Below are 24,780 nucleotides of genomic sequence, written 5' to 3'. Positions count from 1 at the left end.
CGGGGAGACGGCATGAGCTGGTTCGAGAAGTTGATGCCTTCGCGCATCCGCACCGACAACGCGACCAAGCGCGGGGTCCCGGAGGGCCTGTGGGTCCGCTGCGAGGGCTGTGACGCGACGCTGTACCGCCCCGAGGTGGAGCGCAATCTCGACGTCTGCCCGAAGTGCGGCCATCACCGCCGGATGAGCGCCCGTCGGCGGCTCGAGACCTTCCTGGATGCCGAGGGCCGCGAGGAGATCGCGGCCGATATCGAATCCTCGGATGTGCTGAAATTCCGCGATTCCAAGAAGTACAAGGATCGCCTGGTGGCCGCCCAGAAGGCCACCGGCGAGCGTGACGCCCTGGTGGTCATGCAGGGGCAGTTGCTGGGCCGCCCGCTGGTGGCCTCCGCCTTCGATTTCCGCTTCATGGGGGGCTCCATGGGCTCCGCGGTGGGCGAGCGCTTCGTGCGCGGGGCCAATCGCTCCCTGGAGCAGGGCATCCCGCTGGTGTGCTTCAGCGCCTCTGGTGGGGCGCGTATGCAGGAGGCGCTGTTCTCGTTGCTGCAGATGGCCAAGACCAGTGCGGTGCTGGCGCGCCTGCAGGAAGAGCGCATCCCGTTCATCTCGGTGATGACGGATCCGACCATGGGCGGCGTCTCGGCCAGCCTGGCGATGCTGGGCGATCTCAACGTGGCCGAGCCGAACGCGCTGATCGGCTTTGCCGGACCGCGCGTGATCCAGCAGACCGTGCGCGAGACCCTGCCGGAAGGTTTTCAGCGATCGGAGTTCCTGCTGGAGCACGGTGCGATCGACATGATCGTGGACCGCCGCGACATGCGCAGCCGTCTGGCGACGGTGCTGGGCATGCTGACGCACGGGCCGGCGCCCGGGTCCGATGCGGGTGAGGAGGATGCCGAGGGGGCCGTCGAGGTGATCAGCCCCGAGAACGGGGCGGATGTGGAACGCGTCGACCCGCCGCGTTCCTCCTGAGGCGGCCGATGCGTTTCGCGACCCTGGCGGAGTGGCTCTCCTTCCAGGAACAGCTCCACCCCGTGGGTATGGACCTGACACTCGAGCGCATTGCGCTGGTGGCTGACCGCCTCGGCCTGCGGGATACCGATGGGCCGCGCACGGTGATCGTGGCCGGCACCAATGGCAAGGGCACGGTCGCCACGCGTACCGCGGCCCTGCTGCAGGCCCAGGGCCTGAAGGTCGGCCTGTTCACCTCTCCGCACCTGCTGCGCTACAACGAACGCATCCGCATCGACGGTGACCCCCTCTCCGACAGCGCCCTGTGCCGGGCGTTCGAGGCCGTCGACCAGGCCCGTGGCGATGATTCCCTGACCTATTTCGAGTTTGGCGCGCTGGCGGCGGCCTGGCTGTTCCGTGATGCCGGGGTCGCCGTGCAGGTGCTGGAGGTCGGACTGGGCGGGCGCCTGGATGCGGTCAATATCTGGGATGCCGATGTCGCCGCGATCACTGCGGTGGACCTGGATCATCAGACCTGGCTGGGTGACAGCCGCGAGGCGATCGGGCGCGAGAAGGCCGGCGTGATGCGCGCCGGACGGCCGGTGGTGCTGGGCGAACCGGAGCCGCCCGCCAGCGTGCTGGCGCATGCCGACCACCTGGGGGCGCGGGCCGTTCGCAGCGGGCGTGACTTCACCCTGACGCGGTCCGGGGCGGCGCTGCAGTGGGTCTGGCAGGGGCAGTCTCACGAATGGCGGCTCGCGGGCGTGGGCGCCCGGATCGACGGCGCGGCATTGCTGAACACGGCCACCGCGCTGGCGGTGGTCGAGAGCCTGGGACGGGGCGCGGGCCTGACCGAAGCCGTGGTCCGCCAGGCGCTGGAGATTTCGGCGCCGGGCCGCCTGCAACGGCTACGGGGCACGCCGGAATGGCTGCTGGACGTGGCCCATAACCTCCATGCGGTTGGGGAACTGGCGCGCTGGCTGGAGGCACACCCGGTCGATGGCCCGGTAGTCGCGCTCGTGGCGGTGATGGCGGACAAGGAGCGGACGGCCATGTGGCCCCTGCTGGAAGGCCTTGTCGATGCCTGGGTCCCGGTTCCGCTGGATCTGCCGCGGGCGTTGCCGGCTGGCTTGCTCGCCGACGAGCTGGAAGCGGCCGGGCAGGGGCCGGTATGTCGCGTGGACGGCGTCGATGGTGCGCTCAGCGAGGCCGCGCGCCGCGCCGGGCCACGGGGCAGGGTGGTGGTGTTCGGGTCCTTCCACACCGTGGCGGCCGTCCTGGAACACGCGCCGGCGCTGGCCCCGGCGGCGTTGTCCGGTCGGGTGGAGCCTGACTGGCCGGATGGCGAGGCCGTGCATGCGGTCTGAAGGCCAGTCGTCATCTGGCATCGGCTTGCGACGGTGGCGCAAGCCGGCGTACTGTCATTGGTTCGTGATGTTCCCCGGATTCCCGTATTTTCCAGCCCCCGCCGTCGGATGAGCGCATGACCCGCGACAATCCCATTCGTTTTCGCCTGGTGGGCGCGGTCATCCTGATCGTGCTGGCGGTGATCTTTCTGCCCTGGCTTTTCGACGGGGCCGGTTACGAGTACATGAGCGGGATCGAGGACCCGGTGCCGCCGGCACCGACGTTTGCCGAACCGGACATCGCCCTGCCGTCGGAGCGGCCGACGCCGCGTCGGGACGTGGCCCCGGCCGCCCCGACGGGGGAACGCGAGGGACCGGTGGCGGAACTGCACAGCCTGGAGAACGGCGGAGAAGCCCGCGAGGATGCTGCGGAGCCACAATCGTCAGACGCGCGCCGCCTGGCGGAAGCGGACGAGCCGGTGCAGGCGGGCTGGGCGGTCCAGGTCGGGAGTTTCCGCGACGAGGACAACGCACGCGAACAGTCCGCCCGCCTGCGCGAGGCCGGCTGGCCGGCGTTTATCGATGACTCCACCGCGGATGGGCGTCCGATTTACCGCGTGAAAGTTGGGCCGCTGGCGCAGCGCGAGGATGCGGTCACCCTGGGGGAACGCCTGCAGGACGAGCTGGAGCTCTCCGGCATCGTGGTGGCCCACCCCTGATGTCTATTCCAGGGCGTCCCTGCGAGGAACGGATGGCTGCGGTAAACTACGCGCCCTTTCAGCACGTGACGCCGGCCCCGTGAACTGGATCGACCTCGTCATCATCGCCCTGATCGTCGTATCCGGGCTGATCAGCCTTTTTCGCGGCTTCGTGCGCGAGTCGTTCTCGCTTGCCACGTGGATCATCGGGGTGTGGCTGGGCATCCGCTATGCGGCGGAGGTCGCGGAGCAATTGCCGCAGGCGGTCTCCGACGCGACGCTGCGCCTGGGCATTGGTTTCGCACTGATCTTTATTGCCGTCCTGATCGTGGGCGGCATCCTCGGTGTGCTGGCGAATCGGCTGGTCAAGGGTAGCGGCCTGACCGGTACCGACCGCTCGCTGGGCGTGATCTTTGGCCTGCTGCGCGGGGTGCTGCTGGTGGCGGTCCTCGTCTTCCTGGCCTCGTTGACGCTGATGCCGGACGAACCCTGGTGGGAGAACAGCCGCCTGATCCCCGAGTTCGAACGCGTGGTGGACTGGCTGATCGCCCAGTTGCCGGAAGGCTGGCAGGAGCAGATCCATGACCTGCTGGCGAGCGACGAACCGGTCGAAGAAGTGATCCCCGACGGTAAACAGGGAAACACGGAGTAATGGACACGCTCGCGTTGGCACCCCAGGTTTTCCGAGGCAAGGCGCGGTGCGCAGCCGGTAGTGGTTCTACCGGCAAGTGCCGCAACGCAGGATCGGGGAACCTGGGGTGCCAACCCCACAAATCATTCAATGCGGGGGCTCGGCCGCTTTTGTGCGCGCACAGCGTTGCGGCTCCCTTGTGCAGAATGACTGCACGGCAGTCACCGCGCCTTGTTCGCACGCAAAAGCGACTCGAGCGCGAGCGTGTCCATTACTCCGTGTTTCCCTAGCCGTAGACCTGGAGCCTGTAGCCGTATGTGTGGAGTTGTCGGAATCGTCGGGCGCAGCCCGGTGAACCAGCCCCTTTATGATGCCCTTCTGGTGTTGCAGCACCGCGGGCAGGACGCCGCAGGCATCGTGACCTGTGATGATGACGGCCGCCTGCACCTGCGCAAGGACAATGGGCTGGTCCGCGACGTCTTCAACAACCAGCACATGCAGAGCCTGACCGGGAATATGGGCATCGGGCACGTGCGGTATCCGACCGCGGGCTCGTCCAGTTCGGCCGAAGCGCAGCCGTTTTATGTGAACTCGCCGTTCGGGATCACGCTGGGGCACAACGGCAACCTGACCAACGCGCGCGAGCTGAAGCAGGCACTGTTTGCGACCGATCGTCGGCACATCAATACGGATTCGGACTCCGAGATCCTGCTGAATGTCTTTGCCCAGGAGCTGCTGCGCTTCCTGGACAACGGGCTGACCCCGGATGCGGTGTTCGATGCGGTGGAACGGGTGCACCAACGCGCGGAAGGGGCCTATGCGGTGGTCGCGATGATCGCCGGGCGTGGCCTGCTGGCGTTTCGCGATCCGCACGGCATCCGGCCCATTGTGTACGGCTCTCGCGAGTCCGAGGAGGGCGGACGCGAATGGATGGTCGCCTCGGAAAGCGCGGCACTGGAGTCCCAGGGCTTCGATCTGGAGCGCGACCTGGCGCCGGGCGAGGCTGTGTTCATTACGCCGGAGGGCGAGGTCAGCACGCGGGTATGTGCCGCCGAGACCCGCCTGAATCCCTGCATCTTCGAGCACGTGTACTTCGCCCGCCCGGACTCGGTGATCGACAATGTGTTCGTGCACCGCGCGCGCATGCGCATGGGCACCGCTCTCGGCGAGAAGATCCGGCGCATCTGGCCGGACCATGACATCGACGTGATCGTGCCGATTCCGGACACGGGCCGCACCGTGGCACTGGAGATGGCGCACGAGCTGAACATCAAGTACCGCGAGGGCTTCATCAAGAATCGCTATATCGGACGCACGTTCATCATGCCGGGCCAGACCAAGCGGCGGAAATCCGTGCGCCAGAAGCTGAACGCGATCTCGCTGGAGTTCCGGGGCAAGAACGTGATGCTGGTGGACGACTCGATCGTGCGTGGCACCACGTCGCGCGAGATCGTGATGATGGCCCGCGAGGCGGGTGCGAAGAAGGTCTATTTCGCCTCGGCCGCGCCACCGGTGCGCTATCCCAATGTGTACGGGATCGACATGCCGGCGGCCGAGGAACTGATCGCCCATGGCCGCGACGAAGAGCAGGTGTGCGAGGCGATCGCGGCCGACCGCCTGATCTACCAGGATCTGGAAGATCTGCAAAAGGCCGTGCGCCGGGGCAACCGGAATATCGAGGCGTTCGATTGCTCGGTGTTTACCGGGGAGTACGTGACCGGGTTGCCCCCGGACTATCTGGAGCACCTGGCGGCCCTGCGCGGCGACGGGCTGGTGAACACGCCGGTGGCGGGCGAGGTACTGGATCTCGCCAACAAGAAGTAGACGCGAGGTGCTTGTGCCGAGTCTCCGCTGGATCGAACCCGTGGTACGGGATGCCCGGGAACGGGCCCCGGATGCCGGCGATGTGCCCGTCGTGGTGGTGCGGGTGGACCAGCAACGCCTTTACGTCTGGGAGGACGACCGGGTCACCGACATCTTCGACGTGTCCACGTCCGCGCGCGGGGTGGGGTTCGAGGAGGGAACCTACACCACACCGCTGGGGCTGCATCGGATCGCCGAGCGGTTTGGCGAGGGCGCGCCGCGCGGGACCATCTTCCGGGCCCGGGGCAACACCGGCCAGATCGCCGATATCCTGACCGAGCCTGGTGCCCGCAGCCCGCGCGACAACATCACTTCCCGCATCCTGTGGCTGGAGGGCCTGGAGCCGGGGATCAACCGGGGCGGCAACGTCGATTCGCTGCGCCGATACATCTACATCCATGGCACCGACGAGGAGGGGCGCATTGGCGAGCCGGCCTCGGAAGGCTGTGTGCGCATGCGCAACGACGAAGTGATCGAATTGTTCCCTCGTCTGCCCACGGGGACGCTGGTCATGATCCTGGACGGCCCCGAGGTTCCTCGCCTCGGGTAGAACCTTAGCGGCGCGCCGGTGCGTCCCCGTGCAGGTCTGTCCTGTACTGGCCTGCGGCACCCCTCTGCGCAACCCCGCCGCGTCGGGTTAACCCGTGTATGTTCGTCCCCGGCATCCTCCCCGGGAACTCCCGCGCCCCGGGGGGTTCTGAATACCTACGTTAGCATTCCGTGATCTTTGTTCATTCGCCTGCTAGAATAAGGGAATTATTCCCGACTGTTGCTGTCAGGTAAGACGGGAATTATTCTTGACGAACACGGTCAGGAATTAAGAACGGATGCAAGCCTGCGAACGGATGTCGAGCAGGACACATACTCAAGGTTATTCGGAGGCAGAAATCATGAAACTCTCAACCAAGGGCCGCTACGCGGTGACGGCCATGATGGATCTGGCGATTCACGACCGGATCGGGCCCGTGACGCTTGCCGACATCTCGCAGTGCCAGGGCATTTCGCTGTCCTATCTGGAACAGCTGTTCGCCAAGCTGCGCAAGGCCGACCTGGTGGAAGGTGTGCGTGGCCCGGGCGGTGGGTATCGCCTGGCCAAGCGTGCCGACCAGATCAGCATCGCGAATATCATTACCGCGGTGGACGAATCAGTGGATGTCACCCGCTGCAAGGGTCACAAGGACTGCCAGGACGGCGACCGCTGCCTGACCCACGAGCTGTGGGATGATCTGAGCCAGCAGCTGTACGATTTCCTGGACGGGATTACCCTGGCGCAGTTCGCCAATCGTCCGGAGGTGCAGAAGGTGGCACGTCGCCAGGACGAGCGCCGCGGTGCCCGGCACCACTTCATCTTCCGCAACGACGCGGCATAACGCGCCACGCGGAGCGACCCGGTGAAACGGGTCGCGAACGGCCAACGGGGCTGACCGGTCCAACTGCACCGGTCGGCCCCGTTTTTTTGGCGCCCCCCTTGGGAGTGAGCGCGACGGTTATGCGTGCTCCCGGGCTGGCGGCGCGGCGGGCTTTCCGCGTGGAACCTGTCGCAGCAGGTCACGCAGGTGATCAAGTTGGTCCTTGCGCTGCTCCGGGGTCAGCGGCGCGAAGCGCTGGCGGTTGTAGACGCGGGCGAAGGTTGTCAGTGGTTGCGCGAGGTCCGGGCGCGCCCGGCCGACGCGCCGGGTCCACGCATCCACCGGCTCGTGAGCCTGGCGCGCCAGGCTGCGGTCATGCCGTGCGATACGCTCGGATAGCCTTTGCAGCAGGCGATCGGCCGGGGAGCGCCGCTGGCGCGGACGGCGCAGCCAGACCCAGATGATGGCGATCAGCGCCAGGCTGCCAAAGCTGACGCCCAGTGCCATCAGGACCGAGCGCCAGTCCCGTGGATCCAGCCCGAGGCGGGCGAAGAGCTCGCGCTGGCGCTCGGGGTCGAACGCCAGCACCCAGCTCTCCCAGCGAAAGCGCACGAAATCGCCCCAGTCCTCTAGACCGAAGCGCGCCCGCTGCAGCCACGACAGCCCCTCTCCGCGCAGGAGAAAGCCCGGTATTTCCTCCCCGGTGTCGCGGGCGAGGCCGGTGAGCCCCTGCTCGATCCGCTCGGGCGCGATGGCGGCGGTGGGGTCCACGCGTACCCAGCCTTCGCGATCCAGCCATACCTCGTTCCAGGCATGCGCGTCGGCATTGCGCAGGCGCAGGTATTCCCCGCGCGTTTGCCAGGCACCCCCCTGATACCCCGTGACGACGCGGGTGGGGATGCCGGCCGCCCGCATCAGCACGGCGAATGCGGAGGCGTAGTGCTCGCAGTAGCCAGCCTGGGTCTCGAACAGGAACTGGTCGGTGGTGTCGTCCTGCAGGCGCGGGGGCTGGAGGGTGTAGCGATAGGGTTCGCCGGCGAAGCGGCGTAGCGCCTCCTGGATGATCGCGCGGTCGTCGTCGCCGTGGGTCGCGCGCCACAGCGCGACCTCGGCACGCGAGCGGGGCGCGGCGGAGGGGGGCAGGTGCAGGGCTCGGGCGCGTTCCTGCGGAGCCAGTGAAGTCTCGCCGGCACCGGGCGGGGTGACCAGATCGGCCCCGGCGCTGTACTGGATGCGGCTGGTGATACGGCGATCGCGCAGGACCTGGTGGTTCGCGCGCAGTTCGGCGTCCTCCGGCAGGGCGACGGGGTAGTCCAGCACCGGGAGATAGCGGGCGCGGGTCGGCTCGAGGGTGGCGGTATAGCGGGTGACACGGTCGTCGCCATCCGGTGTGGGGGCCTCGATCACGGACCGGTTTTCGTCGGCGGACCAGCGCCGACCGTCGAAATCGGTCATCACCAGGGCGCGCCAGTACTGCGCGCGCGGAGGGGGCACCGCGTCGGCGAATTCGACCCGCAGGGCGGTGGAGTCGTCCTGCAGCAGACTGGCGATGTCACCGGGATTGAGCTCGCCGGACAACCCGGTGCGGGCGCTCTCCTCGCGCTGCGGGTCTCCCCACAGCGGACCTTCCACGCGCGGGAAGACGAAGAACAGGATCAGCATGAAGGGCAGGGCATGCAGCAGCATGGTCCCGGCCTGTCGCGCCAGTTGCTGGCGCGGGAGCGGACGCCCGGCGTGGACCTGGATCAGCGCGGCGGTGAGCAGGGCGGTCGCCAGGAGCGAGTAGCCGGCGATCAGGATGGACTGATCGAAGAAATAGGTGGTGACGACCACAAAATAGCCGAGGAACAGGGCGATCACGATGTCGCGTCGGTTGCGGGTCTCCAGCAGCTTGAAGGCGATCATGACGAGCAGCAGGGCGGTGCCGGCCTCCTGCCCGAACACGGTGCCGAACTGGGCCAAGGTCAGTGCGCCGGCGATCACGGCCAGCATGCTCATGACGGCCAGCGAGGGGGCGGCGCGTCCGGTCGCCAGCAGCCACGCCCGGGTGGCGATGGCGAGCACCACCAGCGCGGTGATCCACGGGGGCTGATGCCAGACGTGCGGCAGGGCGGCCACCGGCAACGCGACAAGGGCCAGGTCCAGGCCGCGCAGCGCGCCCCGCGGGTCCGCCGGGATGGGAGCGGGTGTCATGAGCGGGGCTCCGGGTCGAGTTCGATGGGCTCGGTTCGGAACCCGGCAAGTGCCCGGAGGCAGGCATCCCGGTGGCTGACACCCTGGCCCGGTTCCAGGGTCTGGTCGGGCAGGCGCAGACCGAAGAAACGACCCTCGGCATGGGCCGCCAGCACCTGATGGCACAGCATGGACAGGCGCGTCTCGGTGTCCGGGGCGGGCATCGCATCCCACTCCAGCCACAGGCGATCACCCTGGCCACTGGCGGCCTCGCGCACGTGGAGTTTTCCGCTGCGGGCAAAGGCCTTCCAGATGATGCGTCCGGGCGGGTCCCCGGGTCGGTAGGGGCGAATCTGGTCCGGGGCCTCCCCCGCGTGGCCGGTGGAGGCGGGTGCCTCGTCTTCCCCGGTCCCGCCGAGTGTGGCGCCCGGGTCGATGGGGGCTGGATAGACCACGATCTCCGGGGTCAGCGTCAGCCAGGTCCAGGCCTCGAGGATGCCCAGCGGGTAGCGGGTGTCGAGGCGCTGGCGCGGCAGCCGGTAGAGCCCCCGCGGCTGGCCGGACAGGTCCAGGCGGGCGGTTTCGGCGCCCCGGGCCGGCACCGGAAACGGGTCCGTTGTCCGGTTGCCGACGCGCAGCACCAGGGCCTCGCGGTCGCGCCCGTCTGTCTCGCTGAGGCGCAGCGGGATCCCGAGTGGCTGGCCCGCAAAGACCGGAGGCACGGGCAGGGTGGCCACCTGCAGGCCGAGCAGGTTGCGGTGGGTGTACCACATGGCGTTGTGGCCGATGCCGACCAGCAGGAAGGTCAGCAGGAACGCCATGTTGTTGGAGTAGTTGATCGACCCCAGGAGCATCACCAGGAGGATCCCGAGCAGGGTGTAGCCGGCCCGCGTGGGCAGGATGTAGATGCGGTCACGGCCCAGGCGGGCCGCCTGGCCGTCGTGCGCGTGGCGGCGGGTGATCCAGCGGATCGCGTCGTCCCGCACTCGCGCCATGCGGCCTCGCGCGCGGGGAGAACGGGTCATGGAGTCGGGACGCATTCCATCAGGCGTGCGACCGTGCGTTCGGGGCTCTGCGGCTCGCGCGGCCGCACTCGGTGGCCGGCGACCGAGGGCAGTACACGGACGACGTCGTCGGGCGTGGTGTAGTCGCGGCCGTCGAGAAAGGCATGGGCCCGGGCCGCGCGCAGGAGTCCCAGCCCGGCGCGGGGCGACAGCCCGTGGGCGAAGCGGGCCCGATCGCGGCTTGCACTCAACAGGCCCTGCAGGTAATCGAGGACTGCGGCATCCGCGTGGACGCCGGCCACCTGGTCCTGCCATTCGCGCAGCTGATGCGGGGCCGCCAGGCTGGGGGGTGTCGGGTGGGTCTCGGCGACCGGCGCGGCCGTCGGGGCCGGGCCGCTGCGCTCTAGCAGGGCCCGTTCGGCTCCGGCATCCGGGTAGCCCAGCTGGATGCGCATCAGGAAGCGGTCGAGCTGGGACTCCGGCAGCGGGTGCGTGCCGACCTGCTCCTCCGGGTTCTGGGTGGCGATCACGAAGAACGGCACCGGCAAGGCGCGGGTCGCGCCCTCGACACTGGCCTGGCGCTCCTCCATGGCCTCCAGCAATGCGCTTTGCGTCTTGGGAGGCGCACGGTTGATCTCGTCCGCCAGGAGCACCTGGGTGAAGACGGGGCCGGGATGGAAGCGAAACTCGCCGCTCCCCTGTTCGAAGATGGAGACGCCCAGGACGTCGCCGGGCAACAGGTCGCTGGTGAACTGTACCCGCTGGTAGTCGAGGGCCATCGCCCGGGCAAGGGCGTGGGCCAGGGTCGTCTTGCCGACGCCGGGCTGATCCTCGATCAGCAGGTGCCCGTTGGCCAGCAGACAGGCCAGGGCCAGTCGCACCGGCTCGGGCTTGCCGAGGAGCACCTCGTTGAGTGCGTGTTCAATCTGTTGCAGGGCTTCCTGAGCCGATGGCATGCGTGCCTCGTGGTTGCTGATGGCGGAGAGGCCTTGGAGTGTTCCGGGTAGGCGAATGGTTCCCGGGGCCGTGTTGCGGCTACCATGGCCGCACGTTCTACGCGAGTTACGCGATGGATTCCACGGCCGCCGGTGGGCGACAGTCGTTTGAATATGATGCCACAGCCGACCCGGCGCCCCGCCTGCGCCTGACCGGGCGGCTGGATGTGCGTGCAGTGGAACATCACTGGGGTGCACTGCGGCGCCGCGCGCGCGATCTGGCGCAGCAGCCGGGGGCGCGGGGCGTGGTGGTCGACATGGAGGGCGTCGAGTACTGCGATGGTGCGGGGGCCGCACTGCTGCACGCGCTGGAGCAGGACCTCGCGAGGGCGGGAGCCGAGGTCCGCTTCGAAGGGATGGGGTCGATGGTCCGGGACCAGCTGGCGCCATACCGCGAGCTGGAGACGGTCGAGCCGGCGCGGGCCGCCCGGGGGCGTGGCTGGTGGCCGGGGTTGCTGGACGGGGTGGACCGCCTGGGGCGCGCCGCCCACTCGCAGTTCACCTTCGTGGGCGAGCTGGCCCGGGCCATCGGCAGCTCCCTGCGGCGCCCGCGCCAGGTGCGCTGGGGCGACACCCTGCGCGTGGCGGAGGCCGCGGGCTTTCAGGCATTGCCCATTGTCTCGCTCATTGCGTTCCTGCTGGGGGTGATCCTGGCGTTTCAGTCGGCGATTGCCATGCGCCAGTTCGGCGGCGAGATCTTCGTGGCGAACCTGGTGGCGGTTTCGCTGTTCCGCGAACTGGGGCCGTTGATGATGGCCATTCTGCTCGCCGGCCGTTCCGGGGCGGCATTCGCGGCCGAGATCGGGACCATGAAGGTGAACGAGGAGGTCAACGCCCTGAAGACGATGGGCCTGGACCCGGTGCACTTTCTCGTGTTGCCGAAGGTGCTGGCCGGTTTGCTGGTGGCGCCCCTGCTCGCGCTGTACGCCAACATGATCGGGCTGATCGGTGGCGCGGTGGTGATGCAGGGCTTTGGCATCCCCTGGGTGGCGTACTTCAACCAGGTGACATCCGCATTGAGCCCGTCGGATCTGTTTTCCGGGCTGGCCAAGGCCGTGGTGTTCGGCCTGGTGGTGGCCGGCGTGGGGTGCCTGCGCGGGCTGCAAACCGGCAGCGGGGCGGCCTCGGTGGGGCTGTCCACCACCAGCGCGGTGGTGACGTCCATCATCCTGATCGTGGTGCTGGACGGCGTGTTTGCCGTGCTGTTCTACCATCTCGGGGTCTGACGCATGAACCCGACACACACGAACATGGCGGACCCTGATGACCGTGACGTGGTGATCCGCGTCCGTGGTCTGACCATGGGCTTCGACGATCTGGTGCTGATGCGTGATCTCGACTTCGACGTGCGTCGGGGCGAGATCTTCGTGATCCTGGGCGGCTCCGGCAGTGGCAAGAGCACGCTGCTCAAGCACATGATCGGGCTCTACCAGCCGCTGGCCGGGCATATCTGGGTGGCCGGCGCGGATATCGCCGAGGCCGACGAGGCCCAGCGGGAGGCGATCCTGCGCCGTGTGGGGGTGATGTACCAGATGGGCGCGCTGTTCGGCTCGATGACCCTCCTGGAGAATGTGCGCCTGCCGCTGGAGGTGCATACCGATCTGCCGCGCGAGGCGATGGATGCGATCGCGCGGGCGCGTCTGCAACTGGTGGGGCTGGGGGCATTTGCCGATTTCATGCCCTCCGAGATCAGCGGGGGGATGCAGAAGCGCGCAGCGATTGCGCGGGCCATGGTGCTGGACCCGGAGGTCCTGTTTCTGGATGAGCCGTCGGCCGGGCTCGATCCGATTACCTCGGCCGATCTGGACCGCCTGATCCAGCGTCTGGCGCGGACCCTGGACATGACGATCGTGATCGTCAGTCACGAACTGGCCAGTATTTTTGCGATCGCGGACCGGGTGATTATGCTCGACAAGGAGAGTCAGGGGATTGCGGCCGAGGGCGACCCGGCCACCCTGCGCGATACATCGAACCACCCGTGGGTACAGCGTTTCCTGCGGCGGACGGATTCCGACGAGGAGAGGCCCGCATGAGTGCCCGACATCATTTCCGGCTGGGGCTGTTCATCCTCGGGGGGCTGGCCGCGCTGGTCGCGGCGCTGCTGATCCTGACGGCGGGCAATCTGCTGCGCCCGTCGATCCAGATCGAGACCTACATGGACGCGTCGATCCAGGGTCTGGAGGTGGGGGCGCCGGTGAAGTTCCGCGGGGTGACCATCGGCGAGGTGACCGACATGACGTTTACCTCGGTGGTGTACGAGGCGGATATCTCGCCGCGCGATCGCAAACGCTACGTGATGGTGCGGGCGCGGCTGTACCCGGATCGCTTCGCGGCCAGTGCGCAAGAGGGCGAGTTCCGCGTGGAGGTCTTCAAAAACCTGATCGATGCCGGGCTTCGGGTCCGCATGGCCGCTCAGGGGATCACTGGTATGAACTATCTCGAGGCGGACTTCTCGGACCCCGAGGCCCATCCGCCACTGGCACATGACTGGGACCCGGATGGAATCTACATCCCGTCCGCACCAAGTACCGCCATGCAGTTTCTGGAGTATGCCGAGAACCTCCTCAAGCGCATCGACGAGCTGGACATCGAGGGTGTGGTGGACAACCTGACGAGCCTGCTGGTCACGGTGGAGACCACGATCCGGGACCTGGATACCGCCCGCCTGGCGGATCAGGCGGATCAAATGATCGAGGAGCTGCAGACGACAACCCGCACGGCCACCCGGGTGATGGAGTCGGTCGAGCGCCTGATCGAGCACCCGGATACCCAGGCATTGCCCAGCGAGACGCGGGCCGCGCTGCGGGAACTGCGCGAGACGGCCGAAGCGGCGGATGTCGGACGGCTGGTCGACCGGATGGATTCGATGGTGGAACGCCTCGACCGGGGCATGGATGTAAGCGAGGCCAAACTGCTGGAGACCCTGGACGAACTGCAGGCCGCGATTGCCGGACTGCGCAGCCTGTCCGATGACGTACGCCGCAACCCGGGGGGCGCGCTGTTCGGTGCCCCGCCGCCCCGCAGCACCATGGACAAGGAGTAGATGGATGACCCGATGGAGCGTTGCCGCACTGCTGCTGATCGCCTGGACACTGGGCGGCTGCACGCTGATCCCCGAACGCGAGGCCGTTGACCGCTCGTGGTTCCTGCTGGAGTTGCCTGCCGAGCCGGCGCCGCGCATGGCCGGAGACGCCGAGCCCCTGGCGGTCGAACTGGGATCGGTGCGCGTGGCGCCGGCCTATTCGGGCAAGGGACTGGTCTACCGCCTGGGGGAACATCGCTACGAGTCGGACTACTACAACGAGTGGTTCCTGCGGCCGGCCGAGCAGTTCGAGCAGCTGCTGCGGGAACGGTGGACCCGCAACGATACCGCCATCGAACTGGTGGATAACGCGGCGGACGCCTGGGCCGAGGGGCGACCGGCGGTGCAGTTGCACGTCCTCGTCACGGCGTTGTACGGCGATCTGGATGCCGCCAATCTGGAGGCACTGAGCGCTGTGGACACCGGTGAAGCCGTACAGGGCACGGGCCGAGTCGGACTGCGGGCCCAGCTGCGCACGGACTCGCATGCGCGCCTGGTGCACCTGGAGGCGGCCCACACACTCGACCGGCGGTCGGCCTCACGCCTGGTGGCCGCACTGTCGCAAGCCGCCGCCGACGTGCTGGCGGAACTGGAAGACGAAGCGCTGCGCGAGACCGGGCACGGGATGGACGAATGACCGATGTGTTCGATTTTTCCGCCCCGCTGCTCGACGGCGACGAGCAGCCGCTGGCCGCCTGGCGGGGGGATGTCCTGCTGATCGTGAACGTGGCCAGCGAGTGCGGTTTCACGCCGCAGTACGAGGGTCTGCAGGCCCTGGCCGAACGCAATGCCGAACGGGGCTTCCGCGTGCTGGGCTTCCCGTGCAACCAGTTCGGGGGGCAGGAACCGGGGGACGCCGGGCAGATCCGCGCCTGCGGCACGCGATTCGGGGTGTCGTTCCCGGTGTTCGCCAAGGTCGAGGTGAACGGTGCCGGGGCCCATCCGCTGTTTCGACACCTCAAGGAACAGGCGCCGGGGGCCCTGGGCACACAGGGTATAAAGTGGAACTTTACCAAGTTTCTGGTCGGGCGCGACGGCCGGGTGATCCGGCGGTTCGCGCCGCAGAAGAAGCCGTCGGAGCTGGTCCAGGCGATCGAGGTGGCGCTGGACGAGCCGCCCCCGGGCCCTCCCAGTGGCGCGTAGCGTGGCGCCGGGCGAGACCGGTCCGGCGCCCGACGCCCCGGGCGCGGCGGACTACTGGATGGAGCGCGCCCTGTCCCTGGCGGATCGGGCGGCCGCAGCCGGCGAGGTCCCGGTCGGCGCAGTCCTGGTGGACGCCGATGGCACCTGCCTGGCCGCCTGCCACAACGCACCGATCGCGCTCCACGACCCGACGGCGCATGCCGAGATCCGGGCGCTGCGCGAAGCCGGCGAGCGCTTGCAGAACTATCGGCTGCCGGGCACCACCCTCTACGTGACCCTGGAGCCATGCAGCATGTGTGCCGGCGCCATGATCCATGGCCGGGTAGCCCGCCTGGTATATGGCGCGACCGACCCGCGAACCGGCGCCGCAGGGAGCGCGCTGGATCTGATCCACCATCCCTCTCACAACCACCAAATTGAGGTGGTATGCGGTGTTCGGGCCGAAAAGGCCGGTGACCAACTGCGTCGATTCTTTCGTGCTCGAAGGCGCGTTAATCCGTCGTGAAGCGAAGGATGGCGTCTGCCTTGTGCTGCGAGTGAGGGCGGGGCAAAGTTGTGACGTAATTAACGTTGTAAAGGCCGCATCGGTTGCTCGGGCGCGCATCTCCCCCTACCGAAGCTGCCTTCCGAGGGATACCTATCAACCGCCAAGACATCGACGAACGGGATGACTCCGCGGGGCCTGATTCCGATGAACGAGCGTCGGACTCAGGCCCCGCAGTCGAAGAGTCGGCGGCTACCGCGCCACTTCCGGTTTTCGATTCCCGCGATCGTCCCGATCCCCTTCTGGGCGGTCTGATACTCATCGCGCGAACCCATGGCCTGAACCTGACGGCGGATTCGGCCCGTGCGGGCCTCCCATTGGAGGACGGACGGCTTAGCCCGTCCCTCGTGGATCGCGCGGCGCGTCGCGCAGGCATGACCACGCGAACGGTGACGCGCGAGGCGCGGGCACTGAAAGACGAACTCCTCCCGGCTTTGTTGCTGCTGGATAACCACGAAGCGTGGGTCCTCGTGGGCTGGAACGAGGACAAGAGTGTGGCTCACGTGGTTGACCCGGAGGTGAGTGACGCAGTCATCGAAGTTCCGCTCGATCGCCTGAAGTCGCGCTACTTGGGCCGAGCGATTTATGTCCGTCCCGAGTTTCGGATGGATGCGCGGGCGCCGCGCGTTTCGAAAGAAGACAAGGGCCACTGGTTCTGGCGCGTGATTCGCGAGAACCGACCGCTCTACCGCGACGTGCTCGTGGCGGCGGTCATGATCAACCTTTTTGCCCTGGCGATGCCGCTGTTCGTGCTGAACGTGTACGATCGCGTCGTCCCCAACCACGCGACGGAAACACTCTTCATGTTCGCGGCGGGCGTGGTGATCGTGCTGATCGCCGATCTGGTCTTGCGCACCATGCGCAGTCATTTTGTCGACAAGGCCGCGATGCGGGCGGACGTAAAGCTGTCCTCGCACATCATGGAGCGGGTGCTGGGCCTGCGCATGGAGAACCGCCCGGCCTCGGTGGGCTCGTTCGCGTCCAATATCGGCGCGTTCGAGTCGGTGCGCAGCTTCATCTCCTCGGCGACGATCATCGCCTTTGTCGATCTGCCTTTTTCACTGTTGTTCATTGCGATCATCGCGTTGATTGCCTGGCCGCTAGCGGTACCGGTGTTGATTGGTGCGCTGGTGCTGTTGCTGTACGCGACGGCGATCCACCGCAAGCTGCATGCGCTGGCGGAGGAGAGCTATCGCGTCGCTGCGCAGCGCAACTCCACGCTGGTGGAAAGCCTTGCCGGTGCGGAAACCCTGAAGGCGCTGAGCGCCGAGGGGCGAGTCCAGGCGACCTGGGAGCGTTCGACGGCCCACCTGGCGCGTACCAGCGCGCAGAATCGCCTGCTCACGGCGAGCGTCACGCACACCGCGCTGTGGGCGCAGCACACGGTCGGGGTGGCCATTATCGTCCTCGGGGTGTTCCTGCTGATGGAAGGGGATCTGTCGATGGGCGGCCTGATTGCCGCCTACCTGATTTCCTCCCGGGCCATGGCGCCGATCAGCCAGACCGCGGGGCTGCTGATGCAATATCACCAGGCTTCCACCGCGCTGGGCTCCCTTAACGAGATCATGACGCTGCCGGTGGAGCGGCCTCCGGAAACCACGTTCCTCAGTCGCGATCGCTTCGAGGGGGCGATCGAGTTCCGCAATGTGGACTTTGCCTACCCCGAGCAGCCCAACCCGGCCTTGCGCAACGTCTCGCTGCGCATCCAGCCGGGGGAGCATGTGGCGATCCTGGGGCGGGTGGGCTCCGGCAAGAGCACACTGGCCAAGCTGATCATGGGCCTGTACCAGCCGACTGGCGGCGCGGTAATGGTCGACGGCATCGACGTGCGTCAGCTCGACCCGGCAGAGCTGCGTCGTTCCATGGGGTATGTGGGGCAGGAGGTGACGCTCTTCTACGGCAGCCTCCGGGAGAACCTGGTCGCCAGTGATCCGCTGGCGTCGGACGAGGCGATCCGCAAGGCGATCGCGATTTCCGGTATCGAGGATCTGATCAACACCCATCCGCAGGGCATCGACATGCAGGTGGGGGAACGCGGCGGGCGCCTGTCGGGAGGTCAGAAACAGAGTGTCGGGGTGGCGCGTGCGGTGCTGCACGAGCCGAACATGCTTCTGCTGGACGAACCCACCAGCTCCATGGACAACTCGACCGAGCAGGCGATGAAGCGTCGCCTGGCCGAATTCATGGAGGGGCGCACGGCGGTGATCGTGACCCATCGCACCTCGCTGCTCGAACTGGTGGATCGCATCATCGTGCTGGATCAGGGCCGCGTGGTGGCGGATGGGCCGAAGGACCAGGTCGTCCAGGCCCTGCGGGAAGGCCGCGTTGGGAAGGCGCAGGCGTGAGCAAGCGAAAGGAAGGACAGGGGTTCGAAGACCTCGGGCGCGGGATGGATCGCGCCGGCAAGGTTGGCGCGCCCATGGTGGACCGGATCTTTCGGCCCTGGCTGGCCAAGGGGGGCTCGGACCACCGGAACTGGGCTTCGGATGCCGACTGGACCCAGATCCAGGAGAAACCCTTGCGGGCCCGTGCGCTGCTGTACGGCATTCTGGTGACCCTGGCCTTGCTAGTGTACTGGGCCTCGGTGGCGGAGATCGACGAGGTCGCGCGGGGCGATGGGCGCGTGATTCCCTCACAGAACCTCCAGGTGCTGCAATCGATGGATGGGGGTGTGGTCTCGGAGATTCTGGCGCGCGAGGGTGACGTCGTTGAGCGCGGCGATGTCCTGGTGCGGATCGACCCCACCCGCTTCCTTTCCGATCTGGGCGAAGCGCGCGCGAGCGAATTTTCGCTCCGCGCCCGGCAAGCCCGGCTGATCGCGTTACTTTCGGATACGCCTTTCCTCGTTACGCCGGACTTACAGCAGGGCCCACCCGCTATCGTCGAGCAGGAACAGCGACTGTATGAAGAAAGCCTGGCGGAGCTGAACTCGCGCATCCGGATTGCCGAGGAACAGATGCGCCAGCGCCAGGAGGAGTTGAACGAGGTACGGGCGCGCCGCACCCAGGCTGTGCGGGCACTGGAACTGGCCAGCCGGGAACTGGACGTTACCGAGCCGCTGGTTCAAAGCGGGGCGGTTTCGGAGGTGGAAGTGCTCCGCCTGCAGCGGGAGGTGTCCAATGCGCGTGGGGATCGCGACCAGGCCACGGCGCAGATCGCCCGCCTGAATGCCGCCATCGAGGAGGCGGAAGAGAAGATCCGCGAGGTGCGGCTCAATTTCCGCAACCAGTGGCGCGCCGAGCTGGCCGACACGCTGGGCCGCCTGCAGGAGCTGGCCGAGGGGACCGAAGGGCTCGAGGACCGTGTGCGCCTGTCCGAGGTGCGCTCCCCGATGACCGGGATTGTGCAGAGGATGTTCGTGACCACTCGGGGCGGTGTCATCTCCCCGGGACGCGAGGTAGCGGAGGTGGTCCCGTTGGAGGACGAACTCCTGATCGAGGCCCGAGTATCGCCACAGGATATCGCCTATCTACGGCCGGGCCTGCAGGCGCGGGTGAAGTTCACGGCGTATGACTTCGCGATCTATGGCGGGCTGGAGGCGACCGTCGAACACATCAGCCCGGACACGATCACGGACGACGATGGCAACACCTTCTACAAGGTCCGCGTGCGGACCGAAGAGACCGGCTTTGACGAGGAGCACCAGATCATGACCGGGATGGTGGCCCAGGTGGACATCATCACCGGGCGACGAACCATCCTGCAGTACCTGCTGAAGCCGATCCTCCGCGCGGGCGATCTGGCCTTTACGGAGCGCTGAGAGACATGCAGATCTTCCTGATCGATCAAGATTCGCGGCCGTCGCCGCGCTGGGAGGCGGCGTTTCCGGACGCCCAGGTGCTCCGGCCGCCGTTTCCCGCGGCGCTGCCCGAGGGCGCCGAGGCGTGCTGGGTGGGGACGGATCTGGCCGACTGGGACCAGCAGGTCAGGCAGCGCACGCGGGTGCACCGCGTGATCGTGCACTCCCGCCACCCGAACGACGAAGAAGGGATCCGTGCCTTCGACGCCGGCGCACACGGTTACTGCCACACCCTGGCGAACGTCGCCCAGCTACGAACGATTGCAACCACAGTCACCGGGGGCGGTCTGTGGGTGGGCCCCGATTTGATGACCCGCATGATCCGTACGGTGCGCAGCGTGCAGCCGCGTGATCCGGAAACGCCGCCCGAGGGCTTCGAGGAGCTGACCCCGCGCGAACGCCAGGTCGCCCTGGCCGTGACCACAGGCGCGCACAACAAGGAAATCGCACGCCAGCTCGGCATGACCGAGCGCACGGTCAAGATGCATCTTGGGTCGGTCTTCAAGAAGCTCGACGTAGACGATCGCGTTCAGCTCGTCCTGCACCTTACGCGTCTGCGCGAGTCCTGGCCCACGGCCTGATCCGGTCCAGGCGATCCTTCTGGTCGTCGTCCGGGGGTGATGGGGTTCGCGACCCACATGACCATCTTGCGGGCCGCGCCGCCTGACGGATGGCTCGCCTTCGGCTCTCGACTCGCTCGATTCGTGGATGCGGCCAATCATCTCGCCCGAAATCGAGACCCAGATCGTTACGAGTGCATCTGGTTTTCCCGGTCGAGTCCTACGGCCGTTCCTCCTGCCCACCTGTACTTCAGTACAGCTGTCGCGCCAGCGGCCGCTCCCCTAGGATCCTATCCAGCTAAAACTTTCAACTAGTACCGTATCCAAGGGGATCGTCATGTCCGAAGTCGTCGTAGCGACCGTTGAATCCATTGTCGGCACCGTCATTGCGCGGGACGAGGATGGCAACACCCGCGTCCTGCAGCCGGGCGACCCAATCTTCCATGGCGAAGAAGTGATCGCTGAAGACGGTGCCTTCATCGAAATGGCCTTCGAGGACGGGTCCACCATGACGCTGGCCGGCAACGAATCGGCCACCATTACCGCGGACCTTGCCGAATCCGCCGAACCCGAATCCCAGGACGCCGAGGTAGCCGACGCCACCGTTGAGGAGATCATTGCGGCTCTGGATCGGGGAGAAGACATCACGGATCTGATCGAGGCCCCGGCCGCCGGTCTGGACGGCGGTGTCGCCGGTGAGGGCGGTAGCTTCGTCCGTGTCACCCGCGGCTCCGAGGAAGTAGGCCAGGTCACCTACGCCTATGACTCGAATTCCCTGCGCGGCCCCGGTGAAGCTGGCGGTGAAGATGGAGGGACGCTCGCGGATACTGGGATCGGGACAACGACAGACGACACGGGGACAACCACCGACGAAGTGGTACCGGAACCCAGCCTCGTCATCAGCGTTACACCGCTCAGTGAGATGGTCTCGCGGGTCGTAGCGGATATTCGTCCCCAAAGTCCAGACGTCATGTCCGCTCGGGTCGAAGAGGCCGACGTGTCGCCCTCTGAACAACCCGGTACGGGTTTGGCGGTGTTCAGCCTTGATTCCACGTTGGATCTGGACGGATTGCCGGATACGGCCGCGGGCCCGATCGGATATGCAATTGTTGGGGGCGATTCGGACTATCTGGCGATTGGTACGGATTCCGAGGGCAATCCAGCCGTCGTGTTGACCGAGCAGGGCGCATGGGCCTTGCAGAATGGACAGGTACCCAATAACGAGTTTTCTGTCGAAGTTCAGGGCACCGTGGAAATCGAGGGAATCGGTCCGGTTTCGGCGACGGAAGTTTCAGCCGTTGCGGTGGAGGTCCCGCAGCCGACGTTTGATGTCGAACTTTGGCCGGGAGAAGTCTTTTATATGCCTCCGGCGGACCAGCTGCCTGAGGGTCAAGAGCCTGATCTGCAGCAACTCAGTGTCGGCGCGGATAACGTGGCCGGAGATTTTGGGTTCCCCGCGTCGGCAGTTGAAGCAGGCATGCCGGTATTCTGGATCAACCCTCAGGCTGACTTTGATGGCATCGACCCCTCGCTGGGCGATTTCTCGTACGAGATCGTTGGTGGCGACAGCGAATACCTTGAGCTTTCACAGAATGACTGGGGCCAGTGGTCGGTCGTACTGAGCGAGGAAGGTGCCAGAGCGATCCAGAACGGACAGGTTTCAGGAAACGATCTTGACGTGACCATCGAGGGCTCGCTGACGATCGGTGAAGGCCTCGTCAATACCTTCATGCTCGAAGCCAGCGCCGAAGGTGGTGTGGTGGTACCGACTCCACAGCCGGAGCTGACGGTGGGTATGTCGGCGGTGGATACGCCGGAGGACTGGCCGCAGTCGGCGGCCGAGAACGATGTGGTGTTCGAGGTCACGACCGACCTGGACCTGGATGGCATCGACGGCGATCTGGCGGGCGAGATCGCTCTGTCGCTGAACGAGGACAGCGGCGGTTATCTGGCGCTTGAAGGTAGCAACGTGGTGCTGACAGCCGACGGTGCGGCGGCGATCCGTAATGGCCAGGTGGGCCTGGACGGGTTGATGGCGTCGGTCGAGGGCACGGTGACCATCGCCGAGGACGGTGTGAACCCGTTCGTCCTGACGGATGATGCGCAAGCGGGCATCGAGGTTCCGATGCCGGAGCCGAGTCTGGATGTGACGGTGACGGCGGCGCTGGAACTGGAGAGCAGTGACCAGGCCGCGGAAGGCCAGCTGGCGTTCACGCTGAGCAGCGCGACCGAGTACGCCGGGATCGATCCGGATCTGGGCGGAGAGGTGAGCTATGAGATCACCGATGGCAACGACGAAGGCTACTTCGCGTTGAACGAGGCGGGCGACGCCATCGTCTTGACGGACGATGGTGCCCAGGCGATCCGCAATGGCCAGTTCGACCCGGCGGGTGCCAGTGTGACGGTGACCGGCACGCAGGACGTGGATAGCTTCACGCTAACGGACGAGGATGTTGCTGGCCTGGAGGAGGTACCGACACCGGAACCGACGCTGACGGTTGGCCTGGAGTTGGTGGATGGCACGACCGACGGTTGGCCGCAGTCGGCGGCCGAGAATGATGTGGTGTTCGAGGTCACGACCGATCTGGACCTTGATGGCATCGACGGCGACCTGGCGGGCGAGATCGCTCTGTCGCTGAACGACGACAGCGGCGGTTATCTGGCTCTGGACGGCAATAATGTGGTGCTGACCGACGCCGGTGCTGAGGCGATCCGCAACGGTCAGGTATCGGGCAACGAGCTGGCTGCGGAGGTCGAGGGCACAGTGACCATCGCGGATGGTGGTGTGAACCCGTTCGTCCTGACGGATGATGCGCAGGCGGCGATTGAGGTGCCCGTGCCGGATTCCGACCCCGTTCCTGGACCCGAGATCACAGGGCTTGGTGATACGGACGTGACGGTCGACGAGGCGAACCTGGCGAATGGTACGAATCCGGATGAGGATGCGCTGACGCAGAACGGTCAGTTCACTATTACGGCTTCCGCGGGCGTCGCCAGCCTGACGTTCGCCGGATCCGATTTCAACCAGACGTTCAATATCGATCAGCTCAATGACGCGAGTGAAGCCAACCCGCTGAGTGTCGATACCTCCAAGGGCACGCTGGAGATCACTGGCTTTACCGGCAACGATGACGGAATCTACACCGTCACCTATAGCTATACGTTGACCGATGCAGCCGACCATCCAGAGCAGGGGCGTGACGAACTGCAGAAAGATGCTATTAATGTCACGGTCACGGACACCAACGGTGGTACCGCGAATGATGCGGTCAATGTCACCATTGTGGATGACGTTCCGGTCGTGGAGGATTCAACCACTGGCGTGCTGAGCACGGAAGCCGGTACCACCCTGACTGGTGACTCCGGGCTGCGAATTGGCGCAGACGTGGATGGCGCTTCGATTACCTCATTCACTATAAACGAAGCCTACATCGATCATGACGACGGCAAAGACTACATCCTTGTCGATTCAGGGACACCAGGCGAAACCACGAACCTGACGTCCGGGGGTGAAAAAGTATGGTTCGAATCCAGTGATGGGACATTAACGGGTTTCATTGGCGAAGATACCGTGGTGTTCACGGCATTACTGGATGTTGAGACTGGACTGTACACCGTCTCACTGCAAAAGGACCTGGATGCAATCAATGCCGAGGATCTAGGGTTCTTTGCGCCTCAAAATGGGGGGAATACGGGAGAAGTGATCGAAAGCGCTGGGTCCGATCTGGCCATTCGATTTACTGCTACGGACTCCGGGGGGGATCCTACCTCCGTCAACTTCTCCGCTAACTCCTTCGGTGTCGGGAGCGGTCCACGCATCGGTTCGGGAGAAACGTTGAAAGCGGAATTCGTCCAGGCCGGAACTACAGATGTCCGTGAAACCCTGCAGTCGCTGGAACTCGAGACCTGGGGCGAACAAGGCCCGGGTGCGAACGTTGCATGGAGCGTGTTTCTCGATGGCGAGCTGGTTGGAGACGGAACGGGCACGACAGTGTCGGGCGTAGGCGCATTTGACGAAATCCACATCTCGCATGGTCCGGGATCCGGTAATTTCGGTATCGGAGGTTTTGGTAGCCTCGTGGGTGAAGGGTCCGGATTCAGCATTCCCTTTGAATTCGAAGCAATGGATGGTGACGGTGACCCGTTGGGAAGTGATGGCGGGAGCGATTCGGGGGCGTTTGATCTGACCTTCAGCCCCAACAATGTATTCGAAGGCTCCTCCGATAGTGACGTTATTATCGGTACGGACGACGATGACATCCTCATCGGGGGTGGTGGCGACGACATCCTCACCGGTGGAGCTGGAGACGACATTTTCCGCTGGAATGCGGGTGACGAAGGAACGAGCGACGCGCCCGCCAATGATGTAGTGACCGACTTTGGAAATGGCGACAACGTTCTCGACCTGAAGGATCTTCTTCAGGGTGAGAGCGAGGAAAACATTGCCGACTACATCATTGCCGAGCAGGACGGCGCCGACACCAAGCTTTACGTCAACTCCCAGGGCGGCCTGAATGGTGACACCGATAATGCCAATCAGGTCATCACGTTGAAGGACGTCCAGTACAGCGACGATATCGTCAAGGATATGCTGGATAGCGGGCAGCTGACGATCGACCAGTAAGCGGTCGTAGATAAAGCCC

At 66.1% G+C, this 24,780-nt stretch carries 20 protein-coding genes; 17 read left to right on the top strand and 3 right to left on the bottom strand.

Features of this window, described 5'->3' with window-relative positions; genetic code table 11:
• The first annotated feature begins 12 nt into the window (after positions 1–12).
• The 7 genes from accD to iscR all read left to right on the top strand — a co-directional run bounded on the left by accD (position 13) and on the right by iscR (position 6,859).
• Positions 13–972 carry an acetyl-CoA carboxylase, carboxyltransferase subunit beta gene (gene accD, locus F614_RS0101785; protein WP_018877510.1) on the top strand — a complete coding sequence of 320 codons (960 nt, stop codon included), beginning with the start codon at positions 13–15 and terminating at the stop codon, positions 970–972.
• An 8-nt stretch (positions 973–980) separates the two neighbouring features.
• Positions 981–2,318: a bifunctional tetrahydrofolate synthase/dihydrofolate synthase gene (gene folC / locus F614_RS0101780; protein WP_019558121.1), complete on the top strand. Its 1,338-nt coding sequence runs from the start codon at positions 981–983 to the stop codon at positions 2,316–2,318.
• 116 nt (positions 2,319–2,434) lie between these two features.
• Positions 2,435–3,016, top strand: coding sequence for an SPOR domain-containing protein (locus F614_RS0101775; RefSeq protein WP_018867053.1), 582 nt, complete (start codon positions 2,435–2,437; stop codon positions 3,014–3,016).
• Positions 3,017–3,095: 79 nt separating this feature from the next.
• Positions 3,096–3,647: a CvpA family protein gene (locus F614_RS0101770; RefSeq protein WP_018867052.1), complete on the top strand. Its 552-nt coding sequence runs from the start codon at positions 3,096–3,098 to the stop codon at positions 3,645–3,647.
• Positions 3,648–3,941: 294 nt separating this feature from the next.
• Positions 3,942–5,450 (top strand): amidophosphoribosyltransferase, encoded by a 1,509-nt coding sequence (gene purF / locus F614_RS0101765; RefSeq protein ID WP_018867051.1) that lies wholly within the window; start codon positions 3,942–3,944, stop codon positions 5,448–5,450.
• 13 nt (positions 5,451–5,463) lie between these two features.
• Positions 5,464–6,039, top strand: coding sequence for a L,D-transpeptidase (locus F614_RS0101760; protein WP_018880547.1), 576 nt, complete (start codon positions 5,464–5,466; stop codon positions 6,037–6,039).
• Between the two features lie 340 nt (positions 6,040–6,379).
• Positions 6,380–6,859: a Fe-S cluster assembly transcriptional regulator IscR gene (gene iscR / locus F614_RS0101755; RefSeq protein WP_018145846.1), complete on the top strand. Its 480-nt coding sequence runs from the start codon at positions 6,380–6,382 to the stop codon at positions 6,857–6,859.
• A gap of 117 nt (positions 6,860–6,976) precedes the next feature.
• On the opposite strand, the gene F614_RS0101750 is transcribed toward iscR, so the two are convergent.
• The 3 genes from F614_RS0101750 to F614_RS0101740 are packed head-to-tail and all read right to left on the bottom strand — an operon-like array spanning position 6,977 to position 10,970.
• Positions 6,977–9,031, bottom strand: a complete 2,055-nt coding sequence (locus F614_RS0101750; RefSeq protein ID WP_019558119.1) for a DUF3488 and transglutaminase-like domain-containing protein — start codon at positions 9,029–9,031, stop codon at positions 6,977–6,979.
• Complete coding sequence (locus F614_RS0101745; RefSeq protein ID WP_019558118.1) at positions 9,028–10,005, bottom strand: DUF58 domain-containing protein; 978 nt, start codon at positions 10,003–10,005, stop codon at positions 9,028–9,030. Before F614_RS0101745 ends, F614_RS0101750 begins: the two co-directional genes overlap by 4 nt.
• Positions 10,006–10,031: 26 nt before the next feature.
• Entirely contained in the window at positions 10,032–10,970 is a 939-nt protein-coding gene (locus tag F614_RS0101740) for a MoxR family ATPase (RefSeq protein ID WP_019558117.1), read from the bottom strand.
• 113 nt (positions 10,971–11,083) lie between these two features.
• On the opposite strand from F614_RS0101740, the gene F614_RS0101735 reads away from it, so the two are divergent.
• From F614_RS0101735 to F614_RS0101690, 10 genes are all read left to right on the top strand, one after another.
• On the top strand, positions 11,084–12,235 hold the full coding sequence (locus F614_RS0101735) for an MlaE family lipid ABC transporter permease subunit (protein ID WP_018867046.1): 1,152 nt from the start codon (positions 11,084–11,086) through the stop codon (positions 12,233–12,235).
• 3 nt (positions 12,236–12,238) lie between these two features.
• On the top strand, positions 12,239–13,042 hold the full coding sequence (locus F614_RS0101730; protein ID WP_051080430.1) for an ABC transporter ATP-binding protein: 804 nt from the start codon (positions 12,239–12,241) through the stop codon (positions 13,040–13,042).
• A complete protein-coding gene (locus F614_RS0101725; protein ID WP_019558115.1) occupies positions 13,039–14,052 on the top strand; it encodes an MlaD family protein in 1,014 nt (337 codons plus the stop codon). The genes F614_RS0101730 and F614_RS0101725 overlap by 4 nt, the downstream gene beginning before the upstream one ends.
• A gap of 4 nt (positions 14,053–14,056) precedes the next feature.
• Positions 14,057–14,728, top strand: a complete 672-nt coding sequence (locus F614_RS0101720; protein ID WP_018882173.1) for a membrane integrity-associated transporter subunit PqiC — start codon at positions 14,057–14,059, stop codon at positions 14,726–14,728.
• Entirely contained in the window at positions 14,725–15,234 is a 510-nt protein-coding gene (locus F614_RS0101715) for a glutathione peroxidase (RefSeq protein ID WP_018882172.1), read from the top strand. Before F614_RS0101720 ends, F614_RS0101715 begins: the two co-directional genes overlap by 4 nt.
• Positions 15,224–15,739 (top strand): tRNA adenosine(34) deaminase TadA, encoded by a 516-nt coding sequence (gene tadA / locus F614_RS0101710; protein ID WP_018867041.1) that lies wholly within the window; start codon positions 15,224–15,226, stop codon positions 15,737–15,739. The genes F614_RS0101715 and tadA overlap by 11 nt, the downstream gene beginning before the upstream one ends.
• Before the next feature lie 290 nt (positions 15,740–16,029).
• Positions 16,030–18,123 (top strand): type I secretion system permease/ATPase, encoded by a 2,094-nt coding sequence (locus tag F614_RS0101705; protein ID WP_231367144.1) that lies wholly within the window; start codon positions 16,030–16,032, stop codon positions 18,121–18,123.
• Complete coding sequence (locus F614_RS0101700; RefSeq protein ID WP_026279257.1) at positions 18,120–19,538, top strand: HlyD family type I secretion periplasmic adaptor subunit; 1,419 nt, start codon at positions 18,120–18,122, stop codon at positions 19,536–19,538. The genes F614_RS0101705 and F614_RS0101700 overlap by 4 nt, the downstream gene beginning before the upstream one ends.
• Positions 19,539–19,543: 5 nt before the next feature.
• Positions 19,544–20,158: a response regulator transcription factor gene (locus F614_RS0101695; protein ID WP_018867037.1), complete on the top strand. Its 615-nt coding sequence runs from the start codon at positions 19,544–19,546 to the stop codon at positions 20,156–20,158.
• 316 nt (positions 20,159–20,474) lie between these two features.
• Positions 20,475–24,761 (top strand): retention module-containing protein, encoded by a 4,287-nt coding sequence (locus F614_RS0101690; protein ID WP_019558113.1) that lies wholly within the window; start codon positions 20,475–20,477, stop codon positions 24,759–24,761.
• The last annotated feature ends 19 nt before the right edge of the window (positions 24,762–24,780 follow it).

The organism is Thioalkalivibrio sp. ALE12, assembly GCF_000381105.1.
Taxonomy (GTDB): domain Bacteria; phylum Pseudomonadota; class Gammaproteobacteria; order Ectothiorhodospirales; family Ectothiorhodospiraceae; genus Thioalkalivibrio.
The sequence above is the reverse complement of the archived record's forward strand: the minus strand, read 5'-3'. Positions and strand labels throughout refer to the sequence as shown.

Coding starts and splice junctions, on each gene's coding strand:
- accD (WP_018877510.1), top strand. CDS start 13: ATGAGCTGGTTCGAGAAGTTGATGCCTTCGCGCATCCGCACCGACAAC.
- folC (WP_019558121.1), top strand. CDS start 981: ATGCGTTTCGCGACCCTGGCGGAGTGGCTCTCCTTCCAGGAACAGCTC.
- F614_RS0101775 (WP_018867053.1), top strand. CDS start 2,435: ATGACCCGCGACAATCCCATTCGTTTTCGCCTGGTGGGCGCGGTCATC.
- purF (WP_018867051.1), top strand. CDS start 3,942: ATGTGTGGAGTTGTCGGAATCGTCGGGCGCAGCCCGGTGAACCAGCCC.
- iscR (WP_018145846.1), top strand. CDS start 6,380: ATGAAACTCTCAACCAAGGGCCGCTACGCGGTGACGGCCATGATGGAT.
- F614_RS0101750 (WP_019558119.1), bottom strand. CDS start 9,031: ATGACACCCGCTCCCATCCCGGCGGACCCGCGGGGCGCGCTGCGCGGC.
- F614_RS0101745 (WP_019558118.1), bottom strand. CDS start 10,005: ATGGCGCGAGTGCGGGACGACGCGATCCGCTGGATCACCCGCCGCCAC.
- F614_RS0101740 (WP_019558117.1), bottom strand. CDS start 10,970: ATGCCATCGGCTCAGGAAGCCCTGCAACAGATTGAACACGCACTCAAC.
- F614_RS0101735 (WP_018867046.1), top strand. CDS start 11,084: ATGGATTCCACGGCCGCCGGTGGGCGACAGTCGTTTGAATATGATGCC.
- F614_RS0101730 (WP_051080430.1), top strand. CDS start 12,239: ATGAACCCGACACACACGAACATGGCGGACCCTGATGACCGTGACGTG.
- F614_RS0101725 (WP_019558115.1), top strand. CDS start 13,039: ATGAGTGCCCGACATCATTTCCGGCTGGGGCTGTTCATCCTCGGGGGG.
- F614_RS0101720 (WP_018882173.1), top strand. CDS start 14,057: ATGACCCGATGGAGCGTTGCCGCACTGCTGCTGATCGCCTGGACACTG.
- F614_RS0101715 (WP_018882172.1), top strand. CDS start 14,725: ATGACCGATGTGTTCGATTTTTCCGCCCCGCTGCTCGACGGCGACGAG.
- F614_RS0101695 (WP_018867037.1), top strand. CDS start 19,544: ATGCAGATCTTCCTGATCGATCAAGATTCGCGGCCGTCGCCGCGCTGG.
- F614_RS0101690 (WP_019558113.1), top strand. CDS start 20,475: ATGTCCGAAGTCGTCGTAGCGACCGTTGAATCCATTGTCGGCACCGTC.